The sequence below is a fragment of the Ramlibacter sp. genome (assembly GCA_019635435.1).
Classification (GTDB): domain Bacteria; phylum Pseudomonadota; class Gammaproteobacteria; order Burkholderiales; family Burkholderiaceae_C; genus JAHBZM01.
Map to the genome: position 1 here is coordinate 2,565,185 of JAHBZM010000001.1, position 24,794 is coordinate 2,589,978.

Genomic DNA, 24,794 nt, shown 5'->3' on the forward strand with positions numbered 1-24,794 from the left:
GCCGTGAGTCAGGACCGATCCTCAAGGACGTACCCCATGCCACGCACCGTGTGCAGCAGCTTCTGAGTGAATGGGTGATTGAGCTTAGCTCCCACGGGTGGCCTTTTTTGTGGATGGACATGGCCAGCAAGAGCTCCTATGTCCCCTCACAATGGTGGAATGAAAACCTTCTTGCTTTTCGTTGCAACCGCTCTGGCCGAGATCATTGGCTGTTACCTGCCATACCTGTGGCTCAAGCAAGGCCGGTCCGCGTGGCTGTTGATCCCCGCCTTCCTGAGTCTGGCCCTGTTCGCCTGGTTATTGACGCTGCACGAATCAGCGGCGGGCCGTGTCTATGCCGCCTACGGCGGCGTTTACGTGGGCGTCGCGCTCATTTGGCTTTGGGCCGTGGATCAGGTCCGCCCCACCTTGTGGGACATGGCCGGTGTGGGGGTCGCGCTGATGGGGATGATGATCATCATGTTTCAGCCGGCACGGTAAAGGGCGATGCACCAGAATGATCGCCGTCAGCCAACGATCATCCAGGTTACATATTCGTCAGCTTGAAATCAGAGCCGACAGTGTCAGGTAGTATGCCGGTGACAATTCTCGAAGTTCCTATGGCCTTGTTGCTTCCAGGTAATAAGCCCGAGCCCATCAGCCCGTTAAAATCCCTTCTGTGAAACGCTTCCTCTGCTTCCTGTTCATGCTGTGGCTTGCCGCTCAGGCCAGCTTGGCACAGGCGCATGTGGTGGCAGAAGATCTTCACGCTCTGACGCACGCCGTGCAGGCGCTTGACGTACAACAGGCCGATGCAGACCACCAGGACGATCCTTGTGGCGTGACGCACTGCTGCCACCCCACAGGCTTTCTCACGAGTTCGTCAAGCGTGCATCCGCCAGAGCCAATGGCCCGCATGCCATCCATGGCTGAGAGCGCCAAAAGCCGAACGCCCCCGCACGAAATAGAACGCCCCAAATGGGCTCTCGCCACCACCGCCGTGGCGAGCCTCTAACCCTGCTGGCACCAGCCCTCCTATCGCCGTCAGTCTCTTGAGGTTCGCCGAAGTACCTGTTTGCTTCGGAGAGTTGTCTTGCTTGTTTTACCTTTGTCGCTTCGGCGCGCGGGCGTCGTCGCCGGGCTGTGCCTTGGCCTGCTTGCGCCCGCGCAGGCCCAATCCCCCGCCCCTGTTTCCCTGCGCCAGGCACTTGACGCAGCCTGGGCGCTGAGCCCTGCCGCGCGTGCGGCCGCCAGCCGCCAGGCCGAGCTGCAGGCGCGCGCCGCTGCAGCGCGCGCGCTTCTATCCGGCAGCCCGTCGGCCACGCTGGCCCACCGCACCGACCGCCTGCAAACCAACGGCGGCCTGCGCGAGTATGAGGTCGAGGTCGCCCTGCCGCTGTGGAACCCCGGCATGCGCCAGGCTACACAACGCCAGGTGGCTGCCGACGCCGCCTTGCTGGACCAACAAAACACACTGGCCCGGCTCAAGCTGGCCGGCGAGCTGCGCGAAGCAGCCGGACTGCTGGCCGCGCAGCTCGCCGAGCGGGAGCTGGCCGCACGCAAACTGGACGAAGCCAACCGCCTGGCAGCCGACACCGAGCGCCGCGTAAAGGCGGGCGATACCGCACGCGTGGACCTGCTGCAAACCCAGGGCGCATCCAGGCAGGCAGAAAGCGCGCTGGCACAAGCGGATGCCGCGCTCGCGCGGGCCCGGGGCCACTGGCGCAGCCTGACCGGTCTGAATGCCGACCCCGCCTGGAGCGAACAGCCCGGCACGGCGGCGGATCACCCCGGCGTGCTGGCCGCGCAGGCCCAGGTGCGCAGCGCGCAAACGCGCCTGGCGCTGACCGATGCAGACCGGCGCGACCCGATGGAGCTGGGCGTGGGCGTGACCCGCGAACGCGCTGCTGCCGGTGCGCCGGGTGAAACCACGATGCGATTCGCCTTGCGCATCCCCTTCGGCGGTGACACACGCAACGCCGCCAAGCTGGCGGCGGCCCGCGCCGAGCTGGACGCCGCACAGGCAGAGGCTGACGCCCTGCAACGCCAGATCGAGGCCGAGCGAGAAAGCGCCCAGGTCCACCTGGATGCCGCGCGCCGCAATGAAGTGCTGACCACCCAGCGTGCCACGCTAGCAGGCCAGGCGCAGGCACTGATCGCCAAGGCCCACCAACTGGGCGAAGCCGACTTGCCCACCCGCATGCGCGCCGACAACGACAAGTACGACGCCGACCTCGCGCTGGCCCGCGCCCGCATTGACACCCTGCGCGCCACCGCCCAACTGAATCAAGCCCTCGGACTGCTCCCATGAAACTGCTGAATCAAGTCAAGAACCGGGCTGTTGCCCATATGAAGAATGCACAAGCCGCAGCGCTGGCCGTAGTGTTTGCGATGGCTGCGACCTTTGCGGTGGCGGGCCCTGGGCATGACCACGGCGACGAAGCCCCAGCCGCATCGGGCACTGCATCACCCCGCGTGACCAGCCACTCAGACCTGTTTGAACTGGTGGCCATCGTGGACGCTGGCGTCATGACCGTGTACCTGGACCGCTATGCCAGCAACGAGCCGGTGTCGGGCGCCAAGGTCGAAGTTGAGGCCGGTGCCGCCAAAGGCATGGCACAGCCGCAACCAGACGGAACCTACCGTTTTGAGCATGCCGTTTTCAAAACGCCGGGCACGGTGCCCGTGAGCTTTACCGTGAACGACGGCAAAGACACGGACCTGTTGGCCGGCGACCTGAAGCTGCAGGACGACCATGTAGGGCACGACCATGACGAAGCCGCGCGCCCCTGGCTGCGCTGGGCGGGCTATGCCGTCGGTGCGCTGGTACTGCTTATGCTGGCTGGGTGGGCTGCGAAACGCTGGGGCCGCCGCAGTGTGATGCCCTTGTTGGCAGTTGTTGTCGTGGCGACGGGCTTGGCCATGCCCCAGGACGCCGCAGCAGGCGCCGGCCATGACCATGGCGAAGAGGCCGCATCGGCCAGCGGCAACTCACCCAAGCGCCAGCCCGACGGCAGTGTGTTCCTGCCCAAGCCGAGCCAGCGCCAGCTGGGCGTGCGCACGGTGGTGGCCGAAGAAAAGGCCTTGCCCAAAACAGTGGAACTGACCGGTCGCGTCGTGGCGGACGCCAACGCGGGCGGCAAGGTGCAACCCACACAGGCGGGGCGCATAGAGCCCGGCCCGCGCGGCCTGCCCCAGCTGGGCCAGGCCGTGCGCAAGGGCGAAACGCTGGCGGTGCTGCGTGCGTCCAACGCCGCCATCGAGCGCGCCAACCAGGTGGCGCAAACCGCCGAGCTGAGGGCCAACCTCGACCTGGCCCGCAAGCGCGTGGCCCGTCTGGAGCAGTTGGAAGGCACCGTGGCGCAAAAGGACGTTGACGCCGCCCGTGCCGAAGCCGACAGCCTGGCGCAGCGCCTGGCTGCCGTAGGCGCCAGTGTGAACGCGACCGAGGCGCTGGTGGCTCCCGTGTCTGGGGTGATCGCCGCCGCCAATGTGGTGGCCGGCCAGGTGGTGGACGCGCGCGAAGTCCTGTTCGAGATCGTGGACCCGGCGCGGCTGATGGTAGAGGCCAGTGCGTTTGACGCGGCCCTGCTGGGCAACATCGCATCAGCCAGCGCCAGCGCAACGCCGGGTACGGCCGTGGCGCTGCGCTTCGTGGGCGCGGGCCGCACGCTGCGCGAAGGCGCCATTCCGCTGCTGTTCAGCACCAGCGCTGGCAAGGATGCAGTGCCACTGGCCGTCGGCCAGCCGGTCAAGGTCATCGTGCAGACGCGCGAAACCGTCAAGGGCTTTGCCGTGCCCACCGGCGCGGTAGTCAAGAACCCCAGCAACCAGGACATGGTGTGGGTGCATACCGGCGCCGAAGTGTTCCAGCCGCGCTCTGTACGGGCGATTGCGCTGGACGGCGCAACGGTGTCGGTGGTGGATGGGCTCAAGGCCGGTGACCGGGTGGTGACGCAAGGCGCACCGCTGGTCAACCAGGTCCGCTGAAGCGAGGCTCACCCATGTTTGAAAAATTGGTGCATGCCTCATTGGGCAATCGCCTGATGGTGATCGTCATGTCGGTGGTGCTGCTGGTGCTGGGCGCGTTCACACTCGTCAGGATGCCGGTGGACGTTTTCCCCGACCTCAACAAACCCACCGTCACGCTGCAGGTGGAAGCCGGCGGCATGGCCCCCGAAGAGGTGGAGCAACTCATTACCTTCCCGCTGGAAACGTCCATGGGCGGCATACCGGGCGTGGAGTCCATCCGCTCGGTGTCCAGCGTCGGCCTGTCGTTCGTGTACGTCACGTTCGACTGGAAAACCGACATCTACCGCGCACGCCAGATGGTGGGCGAGCGCCTGCAGGTCGTGCGCGAGCAACTGCCCCAGGGCGTGGAGCATGTGGGCATGGGCCCGATCAGCTCCATCATGGGCGAGATCATGCTGCTGGCGCTGCCCATCGACACGGCAAAAATCAGCCCCATGGCGGTGCGTGAATACGCTGACTTCGTGATGCGCCCGCGCCTGTTGACCCTGCCGGGCGTGGCCCAGGTGGTGCCCATCGGCGGTGAAGTGCGCCAATACCAGGTGCAGCCCGACACCGCACGCATGGCGGCGCTGGGCGTGGACCTGGAAGGTATTGAGGCTGCCCTCAAGGGCTTTTCGGGCAATTCCAGCGGCGGCTTCCTGGAGCTGAACTCGCGCGAATACCTGATCCGCAACATTGGCCGCACGACACGGCTGGAAGATTTGCAGCGCTTGCCCGTGACCTTCCGCAACGGCCGGTCCATCCAGTTGCAGCAGGTGGCGACCGTCACCTTCGCGCCCGCGATCAAGCGCGGGGACGCGGGCCTGAACGGCCAGCCAGCCGTGATTCTGGGCATCCAGAAACAGCCCGACGCCGACACCGTCAAGCTCACCGAGAAGGTGGAAGCCGCGCTCGACGAGCTGAAAAAGGGCCTGCCCGCCGGCATGGGCGAGCCCAAAATCACCATGCGCCAGGCGACGTTCATCGAGTCGTCGGTGGACACGCTGCGCGGCAAGCTGCTGGCGGCGTCGGTCGTAGTGGCGGTGGTGCTGTATTTCTTCCTGCTGAATGTGCGCACCACGCTGATCTCTTTGACCGCCATTCCGCTGAGCGTGATGATCACCGTGCTGGTGTTCAAGTATTTCGGCCTGTCAATCAACACCATGACGCTGGGCGGCTTGACCATTGCCATCGGCGGGCTGGTGGACGATGCCGTGGTGGGTGTGGAGAACGTGCTGCGCCGGCTCAAGATGGACCGCGCCGCGCACCCGAACCACCGCATGGGTCCGCTGGAGCTGATTGCCAAGGCCACGCTGGAGGTGCGCTCGGGCATCGTGATCGCCACGGTCATCATCGTGCTGGTGTTGATGCCGCTGTTCTTCCTGCCTGGCATCGAGGGGCGGCTGATGCAACCGCTGGCCATTGCCTACATTGTGTCGCTGCTCGCGTCGATGGTGGTATCGGTCACGCTCACACCGGTGATGTCTTACTACCTGCTGCCGCGCATCAAGGGGTTGGACCATGGTGACACTAGGGTTCAGGCCTGGATTAAGGCGCGATATGCCGCCGCCTTGACACGCGTGCTGGCGGCGCCACGCGTCTGGGTGGCTGCAGGCGCCGTGTCTGCCGTGCTGGCCATGCTGGCGGTGCCTCTGTTTCCCACCACCTTCTTGCCGCCGTTCAACGAAGGCGTGGCGCTGGTGGGCTTGCGTTTGAACCCCGGCACGACGCTGACGGAATCGGCCCGCATTGGCAGCATCGCCGAAAAAGCACTGGCGGGCGTGCCCGAGGTTGAGCACGTAGGCCGCCGCTCGGGCCGCGCCGAACTGGACGAGCACGCAGAGGGCGTCCATGTGTCGGAGCTGGACCTGAAGCTCAAGCGTAGCGATCGCAGCATTGAAGCGGTTTACGCCGACATCCGCAGCCGCATTGCGACGCTGCCGGCGGCTATCGCCATCGGCCAGCCCATCAGCCACCGCATCGACCACATGCTGTCGGGCGTGCGCTCGCAGATCGCCATCAAGATCTTTGGTGACGACCTGGACGTGCTGCGCGGCGAAGCCGAGGCGCTGCGCCAAAGGCTGTCGTCCATCAACGGCGTGGTGGACCTCGAAGTGGAAAAGCAGGTGCTGACGCCACAGATCAAGGTGCAGGTGGACTACGACCGCGCGCTGGGCCTGGGCATCCCCCCCGCCAAGCTGCTGGCCGAGCTGCAGGTGCTGATCGACGGCGAGCGGGTGACGCAGATCGTGGAGGGCAGCCGCCGCTTCAACCTGGTGCTGCGCTTACCTGAAGCCTCACGCGGTATTGAGAGCCTGCGCAACCTGATGATCGACACGCCGGGCGGGCGCGTGCCGCTGTCGCAGCTGGCGTCGGTGGAAGAGTCCGACGGGCCCAACCAGGTCAGCCGTGACGACGGGCGCCGCCGTATCGTGTTGTCGGCCAACGCCCAGGGGCGCGCGCTGAGCGATGTGGTGACCGACATCCGCGCGGCCATCGGTGAGACCAAGCTGCCCGAGGGCTACTTCATCAGCATCGGCGGCCAGTTCCAAGCACAGGAGGAAGCGTCAAGGCTGATCGGGCTGCTGTCCATTGCGTCCGTGGGGCTGATCTTTTTGATTCTGTATTCGCGCTACCGCTCGGGCATCCTGGCCGCGATCATCATGGCCAACATTCCGCTGGCGCTGGTGGGTGCTGTGGTGGGTCTGTGGCTGTCAGGCCAGCCGCTGAGCGTGGCCGCGCTGGTGGGCTTCGTCACGCTGGCGGGCATTGCCATTCGCAACGGCATCCTGAAGGTGTCGCACTACATCAACCTGTGCGCTTTTGAGGGCGAGGACTTCGACACCAAGATGCTCTTGCGCGGTTCGCAGGAGCGGCTGACGCCGGTGCTGATGACGGCGCTGGTGGCTGCGCTGGCGCTGGCGCCGCTGCTGTTCGAGGCCGATATGCCCGGCACTGAAATCCTGCACCCCGTTGCCGTGGTGATTTTCTCGGGTCTGATCACCTCGACCCTGCTTGACTCGTTCCTGACCCCCGCGATGGTCGCGCTGTTTGGCCGCAAGCCAATTGCAGCGCTCGTCGAAGACTCCGGCTCTGAAACCTTCTGATCACCCAACCCCGAAAGGAAATACCATGAAACTCAAGACCCTAGCAATCCTGGCCACGTTCGTACTGGGCGCAGCCGCCGCCCAGGCCGCCGGTAACGATGACCACACGCCGAAATTCGGCGGCGTGGTGGTGGAAACGAAGGCGGGTGATTTTGAAATTGTGGCCAAGCCCGACATGATCCGGATCTATGTGAGTGACCACGGCAAGGCCGTGAAGCTGGACGGCGCCAAGGCCAAGGTCACGCTGCTCAACGGCAGCGAGAAAACCGAGGCTGACCTGGCCCCGGTCGGCGACAAGCTCGAAGCCAAGGGGACGTTCAAGGTTGCCAAGGGCACCAAGGGCATTGCGCTTGTGACGCTGGCTGGCAAGCCGGCTGCCACGGCTCGCTTCGAGATCAAGTGACCATGACCTCGACGCTGCGTTCGGCCAAAGGCTGGCCACGAATGTGCTTGACCGCTGCAGTGCTGCTTGCAAGCGCTGTGGCGGCAGGGTGCAGCACCGTGTACGCGGGAAAGTACAACTTTGCGGACGGATGGCGGGAGGGCGAGATCGAGTCGATAGGCGCCGCCGCGAGCATCGCCACACCGCAGTTTTCGGATTGCCGTACGTCGATGTCAGCCGAGCAATTGCGCGCAAGTACGTTCGCGCTCGTAAAGTTCGAGCGCCTCGGACGAACACAGCGCCGCGTGGTTCCCTTGACGGCGGATACGGCTCAACTGAGGCCGGGTGATCCTGTTTACATGGATGTGAGCAACTGCGCCGTGCTGTTGGTGCGGCGATAAGCATCTACGCTGATGGCTGCGAAAGCCCCGCTTACGCGGGGGACGACTTCATTAGGACGTGCTTGCGGGTGCAACTCGGGGCGGCCGACGCATCAACAGGTAGACGGCCGGGATCACGAACATCGACAGTAGCGGCGCGGTGATCATTCCGCCGACCATGGGCGCGGCGATGCGTTGCATCACTTCCGAACCGGTGCCTGTGCCCCACATGATGGGAAACAGGCCCGCGAGGATCACCGCGACGGTCATGGCCTTGGGACGCACTCGCAGGACTGCGCCGTAGCGGATGGCGTCCAGCAGGCTGTCTTCGTCCGCCTTGCCATGCTTGACCCGTTCCTCCCAGGCGTGCTTCAGGTACAGCAGCATGATCACGCCAAACTCGGCCGACACCCCTGCAAGCGCGATGAAGCCCACCGCACCCGCGACTGAAAGGTTGTAGCCCAGCAAGTACAGCAGCCAGATGCCGCCGACCAATGCGAAGGGCAGTGTGGCCATGATGAGGAATGCCTCCTCGAACCGCTTGAAGGTCAGGTACAGCAGCACCAAGATGATGAGCAGCGTGAATGGCACCACCACCTTCAGTTTGGCTGTTGCGCGTTCCAGGAACTCGAATTGACCCGACCAGGAGATCGAATAGCCCGGTGGCAGCTTGACCTTTTCAGTCACCGCTTTCTGCATGTCCTGCACCGCCGAGCGCAGGTCGCGACCCCGGATATCGACGTAGACCCAGCCGGACAGGCGCGCGTTCTCGCTACGCAGCATGGGTGGCCCGTCGGTGATGCGCACGTCCGCCACGTCCGAGAGCACGAGGCGAGCACCCTGCGGCGCGACGATGGGCAGGCTGCGCAACTTTTCGAGCGAATCGCGGACCTCGCGCGGGTAGCGCATGTTGATCGGGAAGCGCTGCAGGCCTTCCACGGTTTCGCCGATGTTTTCTCCGCCGACCGCTGAGGTGATAACGGACTGGACGTCAGCGATGTTCATCCCGAAGCGCGCCGCAGCGTCGCGCCGGATGTTCACGTCGACGTAGCGCCCGCCGGTCAGGCGCTCGGCCAGCGCGCTGGTCACGCCCGGCACGTCCTTGAGCACCCGTTCGATCTCCGCCGTGGCCTTGTCGATCTCGGCCAGGTCCGTGCCGGCGACCTTCACGCCGACGGGACTCTTGATCCCGGTGGCCAGCATGTCGATGCGGTTGCGGATCGGAGGCACCCAGATGTTGGCCAAGCCCGGAACCCTGACGATCTTGTCGAGTTCTTCGACCAGCTTGTCCGACGTCATGCCGGTGCGCCATTGGTCCTTCGGTTTGAACTGGATGGTGGTTTCGAACATCTCCAGCGGTGCCGGGTCGGTGGCCGTTTCCGCGCGGCCGGCCTTGCCGTAAACACTGGCAACCTCTGGCACGGTCTTGATCAGGCGGTCGGTCTGCTGCAGCAGCTCCGAAGCCTTGCCCGCGGACAGGCCCGGCAACGCCGACGGCATGTAGAGCAGGTCGCCTTCATCGAGCTTGGGCATGAACTCACCGCCGATGTGCTGCAGCGGCCAGAGGCTTACGACCAGGATTGCGGCCGCGATGGCCAGCGTGATCTTGGGCGCGCGCAGCACCACGTCGAGCAATGGCCGGTAGATGGCGATCAGGAACCGGTTGAGCGGGTTGCTCTTCTCGTCCGGGATGCGCCCGCGAATCAGGTAGCCCATCAACACCGGAATGAGCGTGACGGACAAGCCGGCCGCCGCTGCCATCGCGTAGGTCTTGGTGAAAGCCAACGGCGAGAACAAGCGGCCTTCCTGCGCCTCCAGCGTGAACACCGGGATGAACGACAGCGTGATGATCAACAGCGAGAAGAACAGGGCCGGTCCGACTTCGGCCGCCGAGTCGCCAATCACCACCCAGCGCGCATCGCCTTTGAGCTCCTCGTCCGGGTGTTCGTGCGCCCAGGTCTCCAGGTGTTTGTGGGCGTTCTCGATCATGACGACTGCGGCATCGACCATCGCGCCGATGGCGATCGCAATGCCGCCCAGAGACATGATGTTGGCATTGACGCCCTGGTAGTACATGACGATGAAGGCGGCCAGGATGCCAAGGGGCAACGAGATGATGGCGACGAAGGCTGAGCGCAGGTGGAACAGGAAGATGAAGCAGACCACCGCGACGACCAGGAATTCCTCGAGCAGCTTGAACGAGAGGTTTTCCACGGCGCGCTCGATCAGGCCGGATCGGTCATAGACCGGGACGATCTCCACGCCCTTGGGCAGACTGGCCTGCAGCGACTTGAGCTTGGCCTTCACGGCTTCAATGGTCTCCAGGGCGTTCTTGCCGGAACGCATGACGATCACGCCGCCGGCAGCCTCGCCTTCGCCGTCCAACTCGCCGATTCCTCGGCGCATTTCCGGCCCGACCTGGATACGCGCCACATCGCCGAGCCGCACGGAGACGCCCGCCGGCGTGGTCATCAGCGGAATCTGCCGGAAGTCGTCCAGCGACTGCAGATAGCCTGAAGCGCGCACCATGTATTCGGCCTCGCCCAGTTCGAGCACCGAGCCCCCGCTTTCCTGGTTGGCCTTCTGCACGGCTTCCACCACTCGGGTGTGCGGGATGGAATACGCGGCCAGCTTGTCCGGATCCAGCACGATCTGGTACTGGCGCACCATGCCGCCCACGGAAGCGACTTCGGCGACGTTGGGAACGGATTTCAGCTCGTACTTGAGGAACCAATCCTGCAGCGCGCGCAACTGGCCCGCGTCCATGGTGCCGCCGCGGTCCACCAGCGCATACTGGTAGATCCAGCCCACACCGGTGGCGTCGGGTCCCAGCGAGGCCTTGGCCCCGGCAGGCAGCCGTGACTGGACCTGGTTCAGATACTCGAGCACGCGCGAGCGCGCCCAGTACAAGTCGGTGCCGTCCTCGAACAGGACGTAGACGAAGGAGTCGCCGAAGAACGAATAGCCGCGCACCGTCTTGGCGCCGGGCACGGACAGCATCGTGGTCGTGAGCGGGTACGTGATCTGATTCTCGACGATGCGCGGCGCCTGTCCGGGATAGGTCGTGCGGATGATGACCTGCACGTCCGACAGGTCGGGCAGTGCGTCGAGTGGCGTCCTGAGCAGCGAATGAACGCCCCAGGCGCTGATCATCAGCGTGGCCAGCAGCACCAGAAAGCGATTGACGATGGACCAGCGGATCAGCCGGGCAATCATTTTTGGGCTCCTTCGGCGGCAAGAGAGCCGCTGGGAGACACGCGAGTCAGCTGTGGAGGCCCGTCCGTGCCCATGTAGAACTCAAAGGTGACCCGGTCCCCAACCTCCAGGTTGCGCGGCAGCTGGCTGGCCGGCGGCCGCTTGAAGTCCATGGTCATCTGTCCCCATTTGAGCGAGGGGATCGGGCCATGCGACAAGGTCAAGGTGTCACGGCCGATGGCCTCGATCCTGGCCTCGCCCTCGTGCTTTGGCGCCGTGTTCGCCGCCGTATTTGCCGCACTGGGCTTGGGCGCATCGTTCAGTCGCGCTTCCACGCCTTTGAGGCTCGCCTCGGAATCGATCAGGAACTGCGAGGACACCACCACTTTCTGGCCCGCCTGCAGCCCGCGCTTGATCTCGGTTTGGCCCCCGGACTCGATACCGGCCTGGACCTCCACCGGCCTGAACCTGCCGTTGTCCTCGGCCACCATCACCACGGTGCGCTTGCCGGTCTGTATCACGGCCTCGGTGGGAATGAGCAGCGCCGGCTCCGCGCGCGTGTCCATGAACTGCATGGACACGAACATGCCGGGTACGAGGCGCGTGCCCGGGTTGTTGAGTTCCAGGCGGGCCTTGAGTGTGCGCGTGGCGGCATTGACGTCCGGCAGGATGGCCTGTACCCGACCTTCGAACGAGACACCCGGCGCCGCCGGGCTCTGCGCTCGCACCATTGCGCCCGGCCGCACCAGGGCGGCCTGGCTCTCCGGGACTTCGGCGTTAGCCCAGACCGTGGACAAGCCGTTTATGCGAAACAGCGGCGCTCCGGCCATCACCGTCATGCCTTCGCGCGCCGCGAGCTCGACCACCACGCCTGAGATGGGAGACACGATCGTCGTGCGGGCTTGGGTCGTCCCGCTGCGCTCCACCAGACGGATCTGGTCCTCGTTCATGCCCGCCTGGCGCATGCGCTGTCGCGCGCCATCGACCAGGCCGGCCACGTCGTCGCTCTGCATCCGCTTGAGGGACAGGAACTCTTCCTGCGCGGCCACCCAGTCCGGCACATAGAGGTCCACCAGCGGCTGGCCCTTGCCGACGCGATCCAGCGTCGCGCGCACGTACAGGCGCTCCACATAGCCCGTGGCGCGCGCCTGCACCATGACCTGGTCGCGTTCGTTGAAGGCGATATTGCCAACCGCCGCCACCTGCGGCGTCAGCTTGCCTTCGGTCACGACGGCGGTGCGAACACCCAGGTTCTGCTGGATGCGCGGGCTGACCGTGACCTTGCCCTGGTCCGTGTCGCCGTCGGCGTACACGGGCACCAGCATCATGTCCATGAAGGGCGACTTGGCGGGCTTGTCGAACTTGTTGCCCGGCACCATCGGGTCGTGGTAGTACAGGACCTTGCGGCCATTGGCCGGGTCCATGTCGCCCCCCTTGATGCCCGCCGCCATATGGCGGCGCGTGGCTTCCTCGCCTTCGGCGATGCTTTGCGGCACAGCGCCCGGCGCGGTGGGCGCTGCGGCGCCTGCAGTCCGCGCCACAGGCGTGCCGCCGGCCGCCGGCGCGGCCTGGCTGCTGCCGTGGCGCATGCCCATTTCAAAGGCCGCGTAGCTGGCTGCGGCAATTGCTAGAGCCAGGGCAACTGCCCCCATAACGAGTTTCTTGTTCATGGCTTCTCCTGGCGCGGCACGGCAAGGTTGTGATCGGGGATGAGGAAGTTGAGCTGGGCCCAGGCACGGGCTGTTTCCATCTCGACGGTCAAGGCCTGCATGCGGGCGTCGACCTCGTCGCGGCGCGCCACCAGGGTGGCGGCGAGGTCCGCCTTGCCGGTGCGGTAATCGGTGAGGGATGCTTCGGAACGCTGCCTGGCCAAGGGGATGAGTTCGTCCCTGTAGCGCACCACCCGGGATTTGCCGTTCTTCCAGTCGTTGAGCAGGCTGCGCACTTCGGCGTCGTGATTGCGCAGCATCTCCTCGTACTTGGCGCGCGTCTCATCGACCATGGCCAGCTTGGCCGCAAGCTCCCGGTCCTGGCGGTTCTTCTGGTCCCACTGCAAGGGAACCGAGACGCCGAGGGAAATCATGTTGGAGTAGGCTGAACCGCGTTGGCTGTACATGGCCTCGACGCTCCAGTCAGCTTTCTTGTTGGCCTCGGCCAAGCGCGCTTCGGTCTGCGCCGCCTCCACTTGCGCCTTGAGCATGACCAAGTCCGGGTGATATTGGATGTGCTCGTCCAGACGACCATCGTCCAGGCGACTGGTCTGCCAGGCGGGAGCGCCGGTAACAGGCCGTTCAGCGGCTGGGCCCACCCAACGGGCCAGCATCAACGCGGCGTTTCGTTCCTGCTTGTCGAGCTGGCTCAAGCGGTCTTCCAGCATCACGAGGGCAGCCCGCGCGGCGAATACGTCGGCCTGACTGTTGCGGCCTACGCCGAAGCCGGACTCGACGGTCTGCGCCTGGAGCCTGGTTTCCTGCATCTGGCGCAGCACCAGCTCACGCATCTGCTGGGTGTAGTAGCGCTCGATCCAGGCTTTGGCGGTATCTCGCTGAATGTTGGCCATGATCAACTGGCCCTCGGCACGGGTGCGATCCGCTTCGCGCTCGAAGCGTTCAGCGCGCAGCTGGCGTTTCTGCGCGCGAGGCAGTTCCTGGGACAGGCCGATGCGGCGCATCGTCATGAAATCACGCGACAGACTCAGGCGGTCAGGGCCGTTGACGGGCAGGTTTTCGACGCCGAACTTGAGGACGGGGTCGGGCAATTGGCCTGCGGCGGCGGCCATCTCCCGCGAGGCAGTGATAGACGCATTGTTGGCCGCCAGCTGCTGGGAGCGGGCAACGGCAAGCGCCTGCGCTTCAACCAGGCTCAAAGGCTCTGCCGCCCGACCGGGCAAGCTGAGGAAAGCGGCAACCAAGGCCGCGGCGCACGCACGCCTTGAAAGGGAAATGAACATGACAACTCCAGACGACGAAGAACACTCTGCCCGTGCACAAGCGCGCAGGCAGCGGTTAAACGCTCTGGAATGTCAGATTCGGAAGCAGCAGTTGCGAACCGTAATCGGCGGCGCCGTACTTCGCAACAAGGAGGGAACTTGCGCAGGCTGGCGCGGAAGGGAAGGTCGAACTGGCTCGATCGTGTAGGTGAAGCCGGTCGCGACGGCTCCCACGGGCGTCGGCGCCTGAACATTTTCGACAGTTTGTTGAGCGGACTGGCAATGCGCGTGGCACAGGCCGGGTTGCTCGGCATCGACTTTGGTCATCTCGCCAGCGCAAGGCATCGCGGCTTCAGCCATCACGGCAGCTTCGGCGACCTTGGCATCGGCCGGACAGACATAGCCTGCTACTGCCAGCTGCATGAACAGCAGGCTGAACAGCGCGCAGAGCACTGTGATCAGGCGATGACGGCGGCGAGCAAACATAACGAGATTGTAGGATGCGTAGGAGGGTTTGGCTTGCGTGCGCACAGCTATGGATAAGCTGTGCCTACGAAAGTTCACGCCAATAACATCGTATGAGCGAAACAGCCCAAAGAGCATCCCAGATCAAGATATGGGTTTACCCGAGCGTCTAAGCGGGACGAATTGCACCTAAACCGAGATTACCCCATGACGAGGTCGCGCGTGATGAAACGGCCGATCAGCGTGGAGCCGACCAGGGCCGTGGCCTTCTGGATCTGTTCGCGCTTGTTGGGCGTGAGCTGGTCCAGCTGCGCCGGGGTCAGGCCGAACACCGCATTGATCTCGGGAATCAGCCGGGTCAGCAGCGCGGCATCGACCATCCAGTCCAGCCCGGGCACGGGCACGGCGCCGGCGGCCGCGGCCACCAGCGCGCGGCGGTTCAGCAGCTGGCGGCTGCGCCGCACGGCCGCCACCAGGGCGGGGTCACCTTCAGCGAGTTGCAGGGCAGTGGGCATGGTGCCACTGTAGCCTGTGGCCTGCGCGGGGTGTAGAGGCTCACGCCGACAGGGCTTCGATCTGCCCGCTGAGCTCGAGCCAGCGCTCCTCGAGGGCGTGGATCTCGTCGCCCACGGCCTTCAGGCGCTTGCCGGCCTCGGCGATGTCGGCGGCGCCCAGCGGCGTGGCCAGCCGGGCTTCGAGGGCGGTCTTCTCGGCGTTGAGCGCGGCCAGGCGCTTCTCGGCCTTGTCGAGCTCGGCCTTCACGGGCTTGAGCTTGCCGGCCAGTTGCTGGCGCTGTTGCGCGTCCTGCTTGCGCTGTTCCTGCGGGCTGGCCCCGGATTTTGGGTCCAATGTGCCTGGAGTCCTTGCCTGGCGGTCACTTTGTGCTACCAAAACAGGAGCAGCCACCGGGGCCGACAGCGCCGGTTCGGGCGGGCGCGGCGCCTGGGCCGCCTCCTTGGCTTCCTCGCGCTGGCGCCTGGCTTCGTCCAGCAGGTAGCGCTGGTAGTCGTCCAGGTCGCCGTCAAAGTCCTTGACCTCGCCGCGGCCCACCAGCCAGAACTCGTCACACACCGAGCGCAGCAGCGCACGGTCGTGGCTGACCAGCATCAGCGTGCCTTCAAATTCGTTCAGCGCCACGGCCAGGGCCTCGCGCGTGGCCAGGTCCAGGTGGTTGGTGGGCTCGTCCAGCAGCAGCAGGTTGGGGCGCTGCCAGACCATCATGGCCAGCACCAGCCGGGCCTTTTCGCCGCCGCTCATGGTGCCCACGGGCTGCTTGACCATGTCGCCACTGAAGTTGAAGCTCCCCAGAAAGCCGCGCAGCGACTGCTCGCTGGTGCTCTCCTTGACAGCGCTGCCCAGGTCGCGCGCGAGCCGCACCATGTGCTCCAGCGGGTTGCTCTGCGGGTGCAGCACGTCCAGCTCCTGCTGGGCAAAGTAGCCGATGTTCAGGCCCTTGCCCTCGGTTACGGTGCCGGCCAGCGCGCCCATCGCGCGCGCGATGGTCTTGACCAGCGTGGACTTGCCCTGGCCGTTGGCGCCCAGGATGCCGATGCGCTGGCCGCCCTGCACCGAGCGGTTGACGCCGGTGAGGATGATCTTGGGCGCTTCATCTTCCACCTCGTAGCCAAAGCTGGCCCCGGTGATCGACAGCATGGGGTTGGGGATGTTGCCCGGCTCCTTGAACTCGAAGCTGAAGTCGGCCTCGGCCAGCAGCGGCGCGACCTTTTCCATGCGTTCCAGCGCCTTGACGCGGCTTTGCGCCTGCTTGGCCTTGCTGGCCTTGGCCTTGAAGCGGTCAATGAACTTCTGCAGGTGGGCGATCTTGTCCTGCTGCTTTACAAAGGCGGTCTGCTGCTGCTCCATCTGCAGCGCGCGCATGTCCTCGAACTTGCTGTAGTTGCCGCCGTAGCGCGTGAGCTGCGCGTTGGCGATGTGCAGGGTGACATTGGTCACCGCGTCCAGGAACTCGCGGTCGTGGCTGATCACGATCATGGTGCCGGCGTATTTCTGCAGCCACGATTCGAGCCACACCAGGGCGTCCAGGTCCAGGTGGTTGGTGGGTTCGTCCAGCAGCAGCAGGTCGCTGGGGCACATCAGCGCGCGCGCCAGCTGCAGCCGCATGCGCCAGCCACCCGAGAAGCTGTTGACCGGGCTGTCCAGCTCGGCCACCTTGAAGCCCAGGCCCAGGATCAGCGCCTGGGCGCGCGGCACGGCGTCGTGCTCGCCGGCGTCGGCCAGGTCGGTGTAGGCGTGGGCCAGCTCCATGCCGATGTCGCCGTCGTCGGGGTTGGCCTCGTAGGCGGCCTCGATGGCCGCCAGTTGCTGGCGCAGCTCCAGCAGGCGGGTGTCGCCGGCCACCACAAAGTCGGTGGCCGAATCCGCGGTCTCGGGCATGTCCTGGGCGACCTGGGCCAGGCGCCATTGTTTGGGCCGCGAGAGGTCGCCGCCGTCTTCATGCAGCGAGCCATTGAACAGCGCGAACAGCGTGGACTTGCCGGCGCCGTTGCGCCCGACCAGGCCGACCTTTTCGCCGGGGTTGAGGGTGACGGTGGCGCCGTCGAGCAGCACCTTCGCGCTGCGGCGAAGGACAACATTCTTGAGTGTGATCATGGGGGAAAGGTGTGGGCCAGCGCCTCGCGCGTGACCAGCAGCACCTGGTCCTCGCCGGCACTGGTGTCGAGCCAGATGACCTCGAGCTGCGCAAAGGCCGCCTCGAAGTGCTCGCGTTCATTGCCGATTTCCAGCACCAGCACGGCGCGCTCGCTCATGTGGGCCGGGGCCTCGCGCAGCAGGCGGCGGATGAAGTCCATGCCGTCGGCGCCGCCGGCCAGCGCCAGTTCGGGCTCGGCGCGGTACTCGGCGGGCAGGGCCGCCATGGTGGTGGCGTTGACATAGGGCGGGTTGCACAGGATCAGGTCGTAGGGCCCGCGCGCGGCGGCCAGGCCGTCGGATTCAATGAGGGTGACGCGGTCCTGCAGGTGGTGCCGGTCGACGTTGATGCGGGCCACGGCCAGCGCGTCGGCGGAAATGTCGGCGCCATCGACCATGACCTCGGGCCACACCAGCGCGGCCAGCACGGCCAGGCTGCCGTTGCCGGTGCACAGGTCGAGCACGCGGCGCGTGTGTTCGCCCAGCCAGGGGTCGATGTTGCCGCCGTGCTCCGGGTGCACCAGCAGCTCGGCAATGAAGCTGCGCGGCACGATGGCGCGCTGGTCCACGTAAAACGGCACGCCCTGCAGCCAGGCCTCATGCGTGAGGTAGGCGGCGGGCTGGCGGGTGGTGATGCGTGCTTCAAAAAGTGTAGCAACCTGTGCCCGGTCCGTCTGGGCTACAGGCTGATGGGCCACGGAATCGAGGTCGTCCAGCGGCAGCCCGAGCCGCCACAGCACCAGCCAGGCGGATTCGTCAAAGGCGTTGGTCGTGCCATGGCCGAACACCACGCCCGCATCGGCAAGCTGCTGCGCGCCTGCCTCGATGAGTTCGATCACGGTCATGCGTTCAGCGCTTCGAGCGTGCGGCGGTAGATGTTCTTGAGCGGCTCAAGATCGGCCACGGCCACATGCTCGTCGATCTTGTGGATGGTGGCGTTGGGCGGGCCGAACTCGATCACCTGCGGGCAGATCTGGGCAATGAAGCGCCCGTCGCTGGTGCCGCCGGTGGTGGACAGTTCGGCCGTCAGGCCGGTCTCGGCCAGGATGGCGCCGCGGATGGCGTCCACCAAGGTGCCGGGCGTGGTGAGGAAGGGCAGGCCGCCCACGGTCCACTGCAGGTCGTAGTCAAGGCCGTGGTGGTCGAGCACGGCGTGCACGCGCTGCTGCAGGCCTTCAGGCGTGGATTCGGTCGAGAAGCGGAAGTTGAAGTCCACCACCACCGCCCCCGGAATCACGTTGCTCGCGCCCGTGCCGCCATGGATGTTGCTGACCTGCCAGCTCGTGGGCGGGAAGAAGTCGTTGCCGCGGTCCCACTCGATGCCCACCAGCTCGGCCAGCGCCGGCGCCAGGGTGTGGATGGGGTTGCGCGCGAGCTGAGGGTAGGCGATGTGGCCCTGGATGCCCCTGACCGTGAGCTTGCCGCTCATGGTGCCGCGCCGGCCGTTCTTGATCATGTCGCCGGTGCGCTGCACGCAGGTGGGTTCGCCCACGATGCAGTAGTCGGGGGCCTCGCCGCGGGCCTTGAGCGCCTCGCAGACCACCACCGTGCCATCGGTGGCCGGGCCTTCCTCGTCGCTGGTGAGCAAGAAAGCGATCGAGAGAGCCGGCTCGGGGTGGACCGCCAGGAACTCCTCCACGGCCACCACAAAGGCGGCGATGGAGGTCTTCATGTCACTCGCGCCGCGGCCAAACAGCTTGCCGTCGCGGTGCGTGGGGGTGAACGGGTCGCTGCTCCACTGCTCGAGCGGGCCCGTGGGCACGACGTCGGTGTGGCCCGCGAATGCTATGGTTTTGCTAGCGGCTGATGGCCGCCCAGCCTGGACTCCAGGCCTTTTTGCCCATAAATTGGTGACGCGGAAGCTGTCCGGGCCGCTTTCGATGGTCTCGCACACAAAGCCCAGCGGCTTCAGGCGCTCGGCCAGGAGGTGCTGGCAGCCGCTGTCGTCCGGGGTGACGGAGGGGCGGGAGATCAGCTGTTCGGCCAGGTGCAGGGTTCGGGACATGAAGGGTGGGGCGGTCAGTGCTTCACGTCGAGCGTGATTTCGGTGAAGGACGGTTCGTCGTCCAGGTCTTCCTCTTCCGCCTGGGCCTTGCTGGCGTTGGCGAAGTCGTTCTGCAGGCGCCACTGCAGGTTGGTGGGCGAGTCGGCGTAGGCAATGCCTTCCTTCTTGTCCACCGTGCCGTCCACGATCAGGCGGGCAATGTCCTGCTCGAAGGTCTGGGAGCCCTCGGCCATGGACTTTTCCATGGCCTCCTTGACGCCCGAGAAGTCGCCTTTTTCGATCAGCTCCGACACCAGCTTGGTGTTGAGCATCACCTCCACGGCCGGCGCGCGCGAGCCGTGCACCGTGCGCAGCAGGCGCTGCGAGACGATGGCCTTGAGCGCGGCGCCCAGGTCGCCCAGCATGGTGGGGCGCACTTCCACGGGGTAGAAGCTCAGGATGCGGTTGAGCGCCTGGTAGCTGTTGTTGGCGTGCATGGTGGCCAGGCACAGGTGGCCCGACTGGGCGTAGGCAATGGCGGCCGACATGGTTTCGCGGTCGCGGATTTCGCCGATCAGGATCACGTCGGGGGCCTGGCGCAGCGCGTTCTTGAGCGCGGTCTGCAGGCTTTGCGTGTCGCTGCCCACCTCGCGCTGGTTGACCACCGACTTCTTGTTCTTGAACAGGAACTCCACCGGGTCCTCGATGGTCAGGATGTGGCCCGTGACCCGCTCATTGCGGTAGTCCATCATCGACGCCAGCGTGGTGCTCTTGCCGGCGCCGGTGGCGCCCACCATGAGCAGCAGGCCGCGCTTTTCCATGATCAGGTCGCCCAGGATGGGCGGCACGCCCAGCGAGTCCAGCGCCGGGATGTCGGTGGTGATGTAGCGGATCACGGCCGCGTAGCTGCCGCGCTGGCGCATGGCGCTGAAGCGGAAATTGCCCACGCCTTCCAGCGCCAGGGCCATGTTGAGCTCGCCGGAATCCTCCAGCTCCTCGATCCGCTTGGCGGGCAAGACCTCGGACAGCAGGGTCTTGGGCGCATCGGGCGGCAGCAGCTGGTTGTTGATCGGCAGGCACTGGCCGTTGATCTTGATCAGCGCCGGCGCGTGGGCCGACAGGTAGACGTCTGAAGCCTTCTTCTCGCCCATCAGGCGAAGGATGCGTTCCATGGTGCTCATTGTTCGGCCCTCGCGTGGATGCTTCTTGTGGATCAGTCCCTGAGCAGGTCGTTCAGGCTGGTCTTGGCGCGGGTCTGCGCGTCCACCCGCTTGACGATCACCGCGCAGTACAGGCTGTACTTGCCGTCGGCGCTGGGCAGGTTGCCGCTGACCACCACCGAGCCCGCGGGAATGCGGCCATAGCTGACCTCGCCGGTGGCGCGGTCATAGATCTTGGTGCTCTGGCCGATGTACACGCCCATGGAGATCACCGAGTTTTCCTCGACGATCACGCCCTCAACCACCTCGGAGCGCGCGCCGATGAAGCAGTTGTCTTCAATGATGGTCGGGTTGGCCTGCAGCGGCTCCAGCACGCCGCCCAGGCCCACGCCGCCCGACAGGTGCACGTTCTTGCCCACCTGGGCACAGCTGCCCACCGTGGCCCAGGTGTCGACCATGGTGCCTTCGTCCACATAGGCGCCGATGTTCACGTACGAGGGCATCAGGATCGCGCCCTTGGCGATGTAGCTGCCGCGGCGGGCCACGGCCGGCGGCACCACGCGCACGCCTGTGGCCTTCATCTGCGCTTCGTCCAGGTGGGCGAACTTGGTCTGCACCTTGTCGAAGAAGCCCAGGTCGCCGGCCTTCATGACGGCGTTGTCCTTGAGGCGGAAGCTCAGCAGCACGGCCTTCTTGATCCACTGGTGCACCGTCCACTGGCCCACGGCCTGGCGCGTGGCCACGCGCAGCTTGCCGGTGTTGAGTTCGGCGATCACATGCTCGACGGCATCCGTCACCTCCTTGGGCGCCGAGGTGGCGGACAGGTTGGCGCGGTCTTCCCACGCGGCGTCGATGATCTGCTGGAGTTGTTGGGTCATTGATTTCTCAGGCTCTGGATTGGACAAACTGGACGATGCGTTGCGCGGCCTCGAGGCATTCCGCGGTTTCGGCCACCAGGGCCATGCGGATGCGGCCGGCGCCCGGGTTCACGCCGCTGGCTTCGCGCGCGAGGTAGCTGCCGGGCAACACGGTGACATTGTATTGAGCCAGCAGGTCACGGGCGAAGGCGGCGTCATCTCCCCCTCCGATCCCGGCCCACAGGTAAAACCCTGCGTCGGGCAGGGCCACGTCGAGCGCGCCCGCCAGGACGGGTGTGACCTGGGCGAACTTGGTGCGGTACTGGTCGCGGTTGTCCACCACATGGGCCTCGTCGCCCCAGGCCGCGATGCTGGCGGCCTGTACCACCGGGCTCATGGCGCTGCCATGGTAGGTGCGGTACAGCAGGAACTGCTTGAGCAGCTGCGCATCACCGGCCACAAAGCCGCTGCGCAGGCCGGGCACGTTGCTGCGCTTGGACAGGCTGGTGAATGACACCAGGTTGCGGAAGTCGGCGCGGCCCCAGCGCGCGGCGGCCTCCAGCCCGCTCAGGGGCGGTTCGTCGCGGAAATAGATTTCGCTGTAGCACTCGTCGGAGGCGATCACAAAGCCATGGCGCTCGCTCAGCGCCAGCAGCTTGTTCCACTCGTCCTGCGGCATCACGGCGCCCGTGGGGTTGCCGGGCGAGCAGACAAACACCAGCTGGGTGCGCTGCCAGATGGCCTCGGGCACGCTGTCCCAGTCCACCGCGAAGTTGCGCGCCGGGTCGCTGGGGGCGTAGTAGGGCTCGGCCCCCGCGAGCAGGGCCGCGCCCTCGTAGATTTGATAGAACGGGTTGGGGCAGACCACGACCGGTCGCCCCCCGGCGGCGGATGGGTCGATGACCGTCTGCGCAAACGCAAACAAGGCCTCGCGCGAGCCATTGACCGGCAGCACCTGGGTGGCCGGGTCCAGATTGAGCGCATAGCGGCGGGCCAGCCAGCCGGAGAAGGCCGCGCGCAGGGCCGGCGTGCCGGCCGTGGGCGGGTAGGCCGCGAGGTCGCTGGCCGGGTCGTACATGGCGGCGTTCAGCGCCTGCTTGATGAACTCGGGCGTGGCGTGCTTGGGCTCGCCAATGCCCAGGCTGATGGGGCGCAGGGCCGGATTGGGCGTGACGCCCGCGAAGAGTTTGCGCAGCCGCTCGAAAGGGTAGGGCTGCAGGCGGGCAAGCAGGGGATTCATTGGCTCCGATTATCCGGGAAGAGTGCCTTGACTCCCGCAACAGGGAAGTCAAGAATGGCTGCAATTAGAACCGGGCCCGCCAGAAGTCGGCGGCCTCAGGGGGAAGGAATTACATCGCCATGACGACAGATCGTCCGAGTGCTGCTGCCGGCCTTGCCCGCCAGGTGGAGTTGGTGCATGCCCGCTTTGGTGATTTGCTGGAGTCCACGCCCGACGCCATCTTGCTGGTCAATTCGTCGGGGCTGATGGTGCTGGTGAACTCACAGGCCGAGACCATGTTCGGCTATCGCCGCGTGGAAATGATCGGCCACCCCATTGAAATGCTGCTTCCCCAGCGCGCCCGCGAGCAGCACGTGCATCACCGCGACCAGTATTTTGGCCAGCCGCGGCGGCGCGCCATGGGTGCCGATCTCGAACTTCATGGCCTGCAAAAGGGCGGCCAGGAGTTTCCCGTCGAGATCAGTCTCAGCCCGCTGGACACCGAGGCCGGCATGATGACCATGAGCGCGGTGCGTGACATCACCGATCGCCAGCGCGCCGACCGCCGCTTTCGTGAACTGCTTGAATCGGCGCCTGATGCCATGGTGATCGTGAATCGCGAAGGCCGCATCGAGCTGGTCAACTCCCAGACCGAAAAGCTGTTTGGGTACCAGCGCGAGGAGTTGCTGGGCCAGACGATCGAAATCCTGGTGCCCCATCGCTTTCGCGACCGCCACCCGGGCCATCGGGCCGGATTCTTCGGTCAGCCGCGGGTGCGGTCCATGGGGGCCGGCCTTGACCTGACCGGCCTGCATCGAAGCGGCTCGGAATTTCCCGTGGAAATCAGCCTCAGCCCCCTGGATGCGGAGGATGGCCTCTACGTATCGGCGGCCATCCGCGACGTGACAGAGCGCAAGCGGTCAGAACAGGCGCTGCGCGAGACAAACCTGGAACTCAAGAATGCCGCTCTGGTCAAGGACCGGTTTCTGGCCGGCATGTCGCACGAATTGCGTACACCCCTGAACGCCATCATCGGCTTCACGGGGACCCTGCTCATGGAATTGCCCGGGCCGCTGAATGCCGACCAGAAGCACCAGTTGTCCACCATCCAGCTCAGTGCCAGGCACCTGCACTCGTTGATCAACGATTTGCTGGACCTGGCGAAGATCGAGGCCGGCAAGGTCGAACTGATGTTCGAGGATGTTCCCTGCCGCGAGGTGCTGGAGGAACTCAAGGCCATCATGCTGCCGGCCAGTGACGCCAGGGGGCTGGTCCTTGACGTGGCGTTGCCTGGCGCCGATGCCGTTGTGCGCACCGACCGGCGCGCCTTGATGCAGATCCTGCTGAACCTGACCAACAACGCCGTGAAATTCACCCCACAGGGCCGCGTTTCAGTGGTTTATGCGGCAGCCGACGCGGCGCCGGGCGTCGCGCTGGCCCGGTTTGAGGTTTCGGATACCGGGGTCGGGATTTCCGCCGAAGACCAGTCCCGCCTGTTCCAGTCCTTTGAGCAATTCGGCCAGCGAGATGCCCGCCGGCATGAAGGCGCCGGCCTGGGGCTGCACCTGTCCCAGAAACTCGCCGGCCTGATTGGCGGGCGCATCGAGTGCCAAAGCGAGCCCGGCAAGGGCAGCCGGTTCAGCCTTCTTCTCGGGGAGCGCCCATGACGGCCCGCATTCTGGTGATCGAGGACAACGCCGCCAACATGGAACTGGCGTGCTATGTCCTGCAGAAGTTCGGTTACAGCACGGTCGCTGCGGTCGATGGCGAAAGCGGCGTCGATAAAGCCCTGGCCGAGCCGCCCGACCTGATCGTCTGCGACCTGCAACTACCCGGGATCGACGGGTTCGAGGTGCTTCGCCGGCTGCGCGATCATGATGCAACCCGGCGCCTGCCCGTGCTCGCGGTGACCGCGTACGCCATGGTGGGTGACAGGGAACGGGTGCTGGCGGCCGGGTTCAACGGGTACCTGCCCAAGCCGATCGACCCCCAGGAATTCGTGCAGCGGGTGGCCACCATGCTGGGCCAGGGCGTGCCGCTGCGGCTGCGACCGGCGGAACCCGCAAAGGACCATCCTGCCCATGCCCCGGCCGCCAGGGCCCAGGCGCTCGTTCTTGACGATTCAAAAGTCAATCTCGACCTGCTGCGCAGCCTGCTGGAACCCCATGGCATCGCCGTGACGGCGGTCTCCACGACGCAGGAGGCATTTGCCGAGCTTGAGCGACATGTACCGGACCTGATCATTTCCGATATCCACATTGGCCGGGAGCGGGGCGAGGATTTCTACAACCAGGTCAGGCGCATGTCGCGGTTGCGCGACACGCCCTTCATGTTCATCACGTCAACACTGCCGCGGGAAATGCGTCGTCTGGCGCAAATTGCAACCGGGGCAGACCGGTTTGTTGTGCGGCCCATCGACAACGCCCGGCTGCTTGAAGAAATCGAGGGATGCCTCGCGGCGCCCCGGGCCTCCTGAC

The 24,794-nt window shown here is 65.7% G+C and carries 19 protein-coding genes and 1 pseudogene; 9 read left to right on the forward strand and 11 right to left on the reverse strand.

What is annotated here, in order from left to right; genetic code table 11:
- The first annotated feature begins 159 nt into the window (after positions 1-159).
- The 7 genes from KF796_12495 (at position 160) to KF796_12525 (ending at position 7,880) form a co-directional block, all read left to right on the forward strand.
- The gene (locus KF796_12495; GenBank protein ID MBX3587451.1) at positions 160-480 is read left to right on the forward strand and encodes a YnfA family protein; all 321 of its coding nucleotides are present in this window, start codon (positions 160-162) and stop codon (positions 478-480) included.
- A gap of 178 nt (positions 481-658) precedes the next feature.
- Positions 659-994 carry a hypothetical protein gene (locus KF796_12500; protein MBX3587452.1) on the forward strand — a complete coding sequence of 112 codons (336 nt, stop codon included), beginning with the start codon at positions 659-661 and terminating at the stop codon, positions 992-994.
- A gap of 78 nt (positions 995-1,072) precedes the next feature.
- Positions 1,073-2,290, forward strand: a complete 1,218-nt coding sequence (locus KF796_12505) for a TolC family protein (GenBank protein ID MBX3587453.1) — start codon at positions 1,073-1,075, stop codon at positions 2,288-2,290.
- A gap of 569 nt (positions 2,291-2,859) precedes the next feature.
- Positions 2,860-3,969 (forward strand): efflux RND transporter periplasmic adaptor subunit, encoded by a 1,110-nt coding sequence (locus KF796_12510; protein ID MBX3587454.1) that lies wholly within the window; start codon positions 2,860-2,862, stop codon positions 3,967-3,969.
- Positions 3,970-3,983: 14 nt separating this feature from the next.
- A complete protein-coding gene (locus tag KF796_12515) occupies positions 3,984-7,097 on the forward strand; it encodes an efflux RND transporter permease subunit (protein MBX3587455.1) in 3,114 nt (1,037 codons plus the stop codon).
- Between the two features lie 25 nt (positions 7,098-7,122).
- Complete coding sequence (locus KF796_12520) at positions 7,123-7,500, forward strand: hypothetical protein (protein ID MBX3587456.1); 378 nt, start codon at positions 7,123-7,125, stop codon at positions 7,498-7,500.
- A 2-nt stretch (positions 7,501-7,502) separates the two neighbouring features.
- Complete coding sequence (locus KF796_12525) at positions 7,503-7,880, forward strand: hypothetical protein (GenBank protein ID MBX3587457.1); 378 nt, start codon at positions 7,503-7,505, stop codon at positions 7,878-7,880.
- Between the two features lie 51 nt (positions 7,881-7,931).
- Here the strand turns inward: KF796_12525 and KF796_12530 are convergent, their stop codons facing one another.
- The 11 genes and pseudogenes from KF796_12530 to dapC all read right to left on the reverse strand — a co-directional run bounded on the left by KF796_12530 (position 7,932) and on the right by dapC (position 22,338).
- Complete coding sequence (locus KF796_12530; GenBank protein MBX3587458.1) at positions 7,932-11,075, reverse strand: efflux RND transporter permease subunit; 3,144 nt, start codon at positions 11,073-11,075, stop codon at positions 7,932-7,934.
- Positions 11,072-12,724 carry an efflux RND transporter periplasmic adaptor subunit gene (locus KF796_12535; protein ID MBX3587459.1) on the reverse strand — a complete coding sequence of 551 codons (1,653 nt, stop codon included), beginning with the start codon at positions 12,722-12,724 and terminating at the stop codon, positions 11,072-11,074. Before KF796_12535 ends, KF796_12530 begins: the two co-directional genes overlap by 4 nt.
- A complete protein-coding gene (locus KF796_12540; protein MBX3587460.1) occupies positions 12,721-14,004 on the reverse strand; it encodes a TolC family protein in 1,284 nt (427 codons plus the stop codon). The genes KF796_12535 and KF796_12540 overlap by 4 nt, the downstream gene beginning before the upstream one ends.
- A 72-nt stretch (positions 14,005-14,076) precedes the next feature.
- The gene (locus tag KF796_12545; protein ID MBX3587461.1) at positions 14,077-14,469 is read right to left on the reverse strand and encodes a hypothetical protein; all 393 of its coding nucleotides are present in this window, start codon (positions 14,467-14,469) and stop codon (positions 14,077-14,079) included.
- A gap of 185 nt (positions 14,470-14,654) precedes the next feature.
- Positions 14,655-14,963, reverse strand: a pseudogene (locus KF796_12550) (hypothetical protein).
- A gap of 40 nt (positions 14,964-15,003) precedes the next feature.
- Positions 15,004-17,058, reverse strand: a complete 2,055-nt coding sequence (locus KF796_12555) for an ATP-binding cassette domain-containing protein (protein ID MBX3587462.1) — start codon at positions 17,056-17,058, stop codon at positions 15,004-15,006.
- Positions 17,055-17,942, reverse strand: coding sequence for a 50S ribosomal protein L3 N(5)-glutamine methyltransferase (gene prmB, locus KF796_12560; GenBank protein ID MBX3587463.1), 888 nt, complete (start codon positions 17,940-17,942; stop codon positions 17,055-17,057). The genes KF796_12555 and prmB overlap by 4 nt, the downstream gene beginning before the upstream one ends.
- Positions 17,939-19,102: a succinyl-diaminopimelate desuccinylase gene (gene dapE, locus KF796_12565; GenBank protein MBX3587464.1), complete on the reverse strand. Its 1,164-nt coding sequence runs from the start codon at positions 19,100-19,102 to the stop codon at positions 17,939-17,941. The genes prmB and dapE overlap by 4 nt, the downstream gene beginning before the upstream one ends.
- Positions 19,103-19,116: 14 nt before the next feature.
- A complete protein-coding gene (locus KF796_12570) occupies positions 19,117-20,262 on the reverse strand; it encodes a PilT/PilU family type 4a pilus ATPase (protein ID MBX3587465.1) in 1,146 nt (381 codons plus the stop codon).
- Between the two features lie 32 nt (positions 20,263-20,294).
- Positions 20,295-21,119: a 2,3,4,5-tetrahydropyridine-2,6-dicarboxylate N-succinyltransferase gene (dapD, locus tag KF796_12575; protein ID MBX3587466.1), complete on the reverse strand. Its 825-nt coding sequence runs from the start codon at positions 21,117-21,119 to the stop codon at positions 20,295-20,297.
- 7 nt (positions 21,120-21,126) lie between these two features.
- Positions 21,127-22,338, reverse strand: a complete 1,212-nt coding sequence (gene dapC, locus KF796_12580; GenBank protein MBX3587467.1) for a succinyldiaminopimelate transaminase — start codon at positions 22,336-22,338, stop codon at positions 21,127-21,129.
- A gap of 119 nt (positions 22,339-22,457) precedes the next feature.
- Here dapC and KF796_12585 point away from each other — a divergent pair, with 119 nt between their 5' ends.
- Positions 22,458-23,984, forward strand: a complete 1,527-nt coding sequence (locus KF796_12585; GenBank protein ID MBX3587468.1) for a PAS domain S-box protein — start codon at positions 22,458-22,460, stop codon at positions 23,982-23,984.
- Positions 23,981-24,793: a response regulator gene (locus KF796_12590; GenBank protein MBX3587469.1), complete on the forward strand. Its 813-nt coding sequence runs from the start codon at positions 23,981-23,983 to the stop codon at positions 24,791-24,793. The genes KF796_12585 and KF796_12590 overlap by 4 nt, the downstream gene beginning before the upstream one ends.
- Position 24,794 lies beyond the last annotated feature (1 nt).

Excerpts from the sequence above, each read along its gene's own strand:
- KF796_12495 (MBX3587451.1), top strand. The coding sequence starts at position 160 with ATGAAAACCTTCTTGCTTTTCGTTGCAACCGCTCTGGCCGAGATCATT.
- KF796_12510 (MBX3587454.1), top strand. The coding sequence starts at position 2,860 with ATGCCCTTGTTGGCAGTTGTTGTCGTGGCGACGGGCTTGGCCATGCCC.
- KF796_12515 (MBX3587455.1), top strand. The coding sequence starts at position 3,984 with ATGTTTGAAAAATTGGTGCATGCCTCATTGGGCAATCGCCTGATGGTG.
- KF796_12520 (MBX3587456.1), top strand. The coding sequence starts at position 7,123 with ATGAAACTCAAGACCCTAGCAATCCTGGCCACGTTCGTACTGGGCGCA.
- KF796_12525 (MBX3587457.1), top strand. The coding sequence starts at position 7,503 with ATGACCTCGACGCTGCGTTCGGCCAAAGGCTGGCCACGAATGTGCTTG.
- KF796_12530 (MBX3587458.1), bottom strand. The coding sequence starts at position 11,075 with ATGATTGCCCGGCTGATCCGCTGGTCCATCGTCAATCGCTTTCTGGTG.
- KF796_12535 (MBX3587459.1), bottom strand. The coding sequence starts at position 12,724 with ATGAACAAGAAACTCGTTATGGGGGCAGTTGCCCTGGCTCTAGCAATT.
- KF796_12540 (MBX3587460.1), bottom strand. The coding sequence starts at position 14,004 with ATGTTCATTTCCCTTTCAAGGCGTGCGTGCGCCGCGGCCTTGGTTGCC.
- KF796_12545 (MBX3587461.1), bottom strand. The coding sequence starts at position 14,469 with ATGTTTGCTCGCCGCCGTCATCGCCTGATCACAGTGCTCTGCGCGCTG.
- KF796_12555 (MBX3587462.1), bottom strand. The coding sequence starts at position 17,058 with ATGATCACACTCAAGAATGTTGTCCTTCGCCGCAGCGCGAAGGTGCTG.
- prmB (MBX3587463.1), bottom strand. The coding sequence starts at position 17,942 with ATGACCGTGATCGAACTCATCGAGGCAGGCGCGCAGCAGCTTGCCGAT.
- dapE (MBX3587464.1), bottom strand. The coding sequence starts at position 19,102 with ATGTCCCGAACCCTGCACCTGGCCGAACAGCTGATCTCCCGCCCCTCC.
- KF796_12570 (MBX3587465.1), bottom strand. The coding sequence starts at position 20,262 with ATGAGCACCATGGAACGCATCCTTCGCCTGATGGGCGAGAAGAAGGCT.
- dapD (MBX3587466.1), bottom strand. The coding sequence starts at position 21,119 with ATGACCCAACAACTCCAGCAGATCATCGACGCCGCGTGGGAAGACCGC.
- dapC (MBX3587467.1), bottom strand. The coding sequence starts at position 22,338 with ATGAATCCCCTGCTTGCCCGCCTGCAGCCCTACCCTTTCGAGCGGCTG.
- KF796_12585 (MBX3587468.1), top strand. The coding sequence starts at position 22,458 with ATGACGACAGATCGTCCGAGTGCTGCTGCCGGCCTTGCCCGCCAGGTG.
- KF796_12590 (MBX3587469.1), top strand. The coding sequence starts at position 23,981 with ATGACGGCCCGCATTCTGGTGATCGAGGACAACGCCGCCAACATGGAA.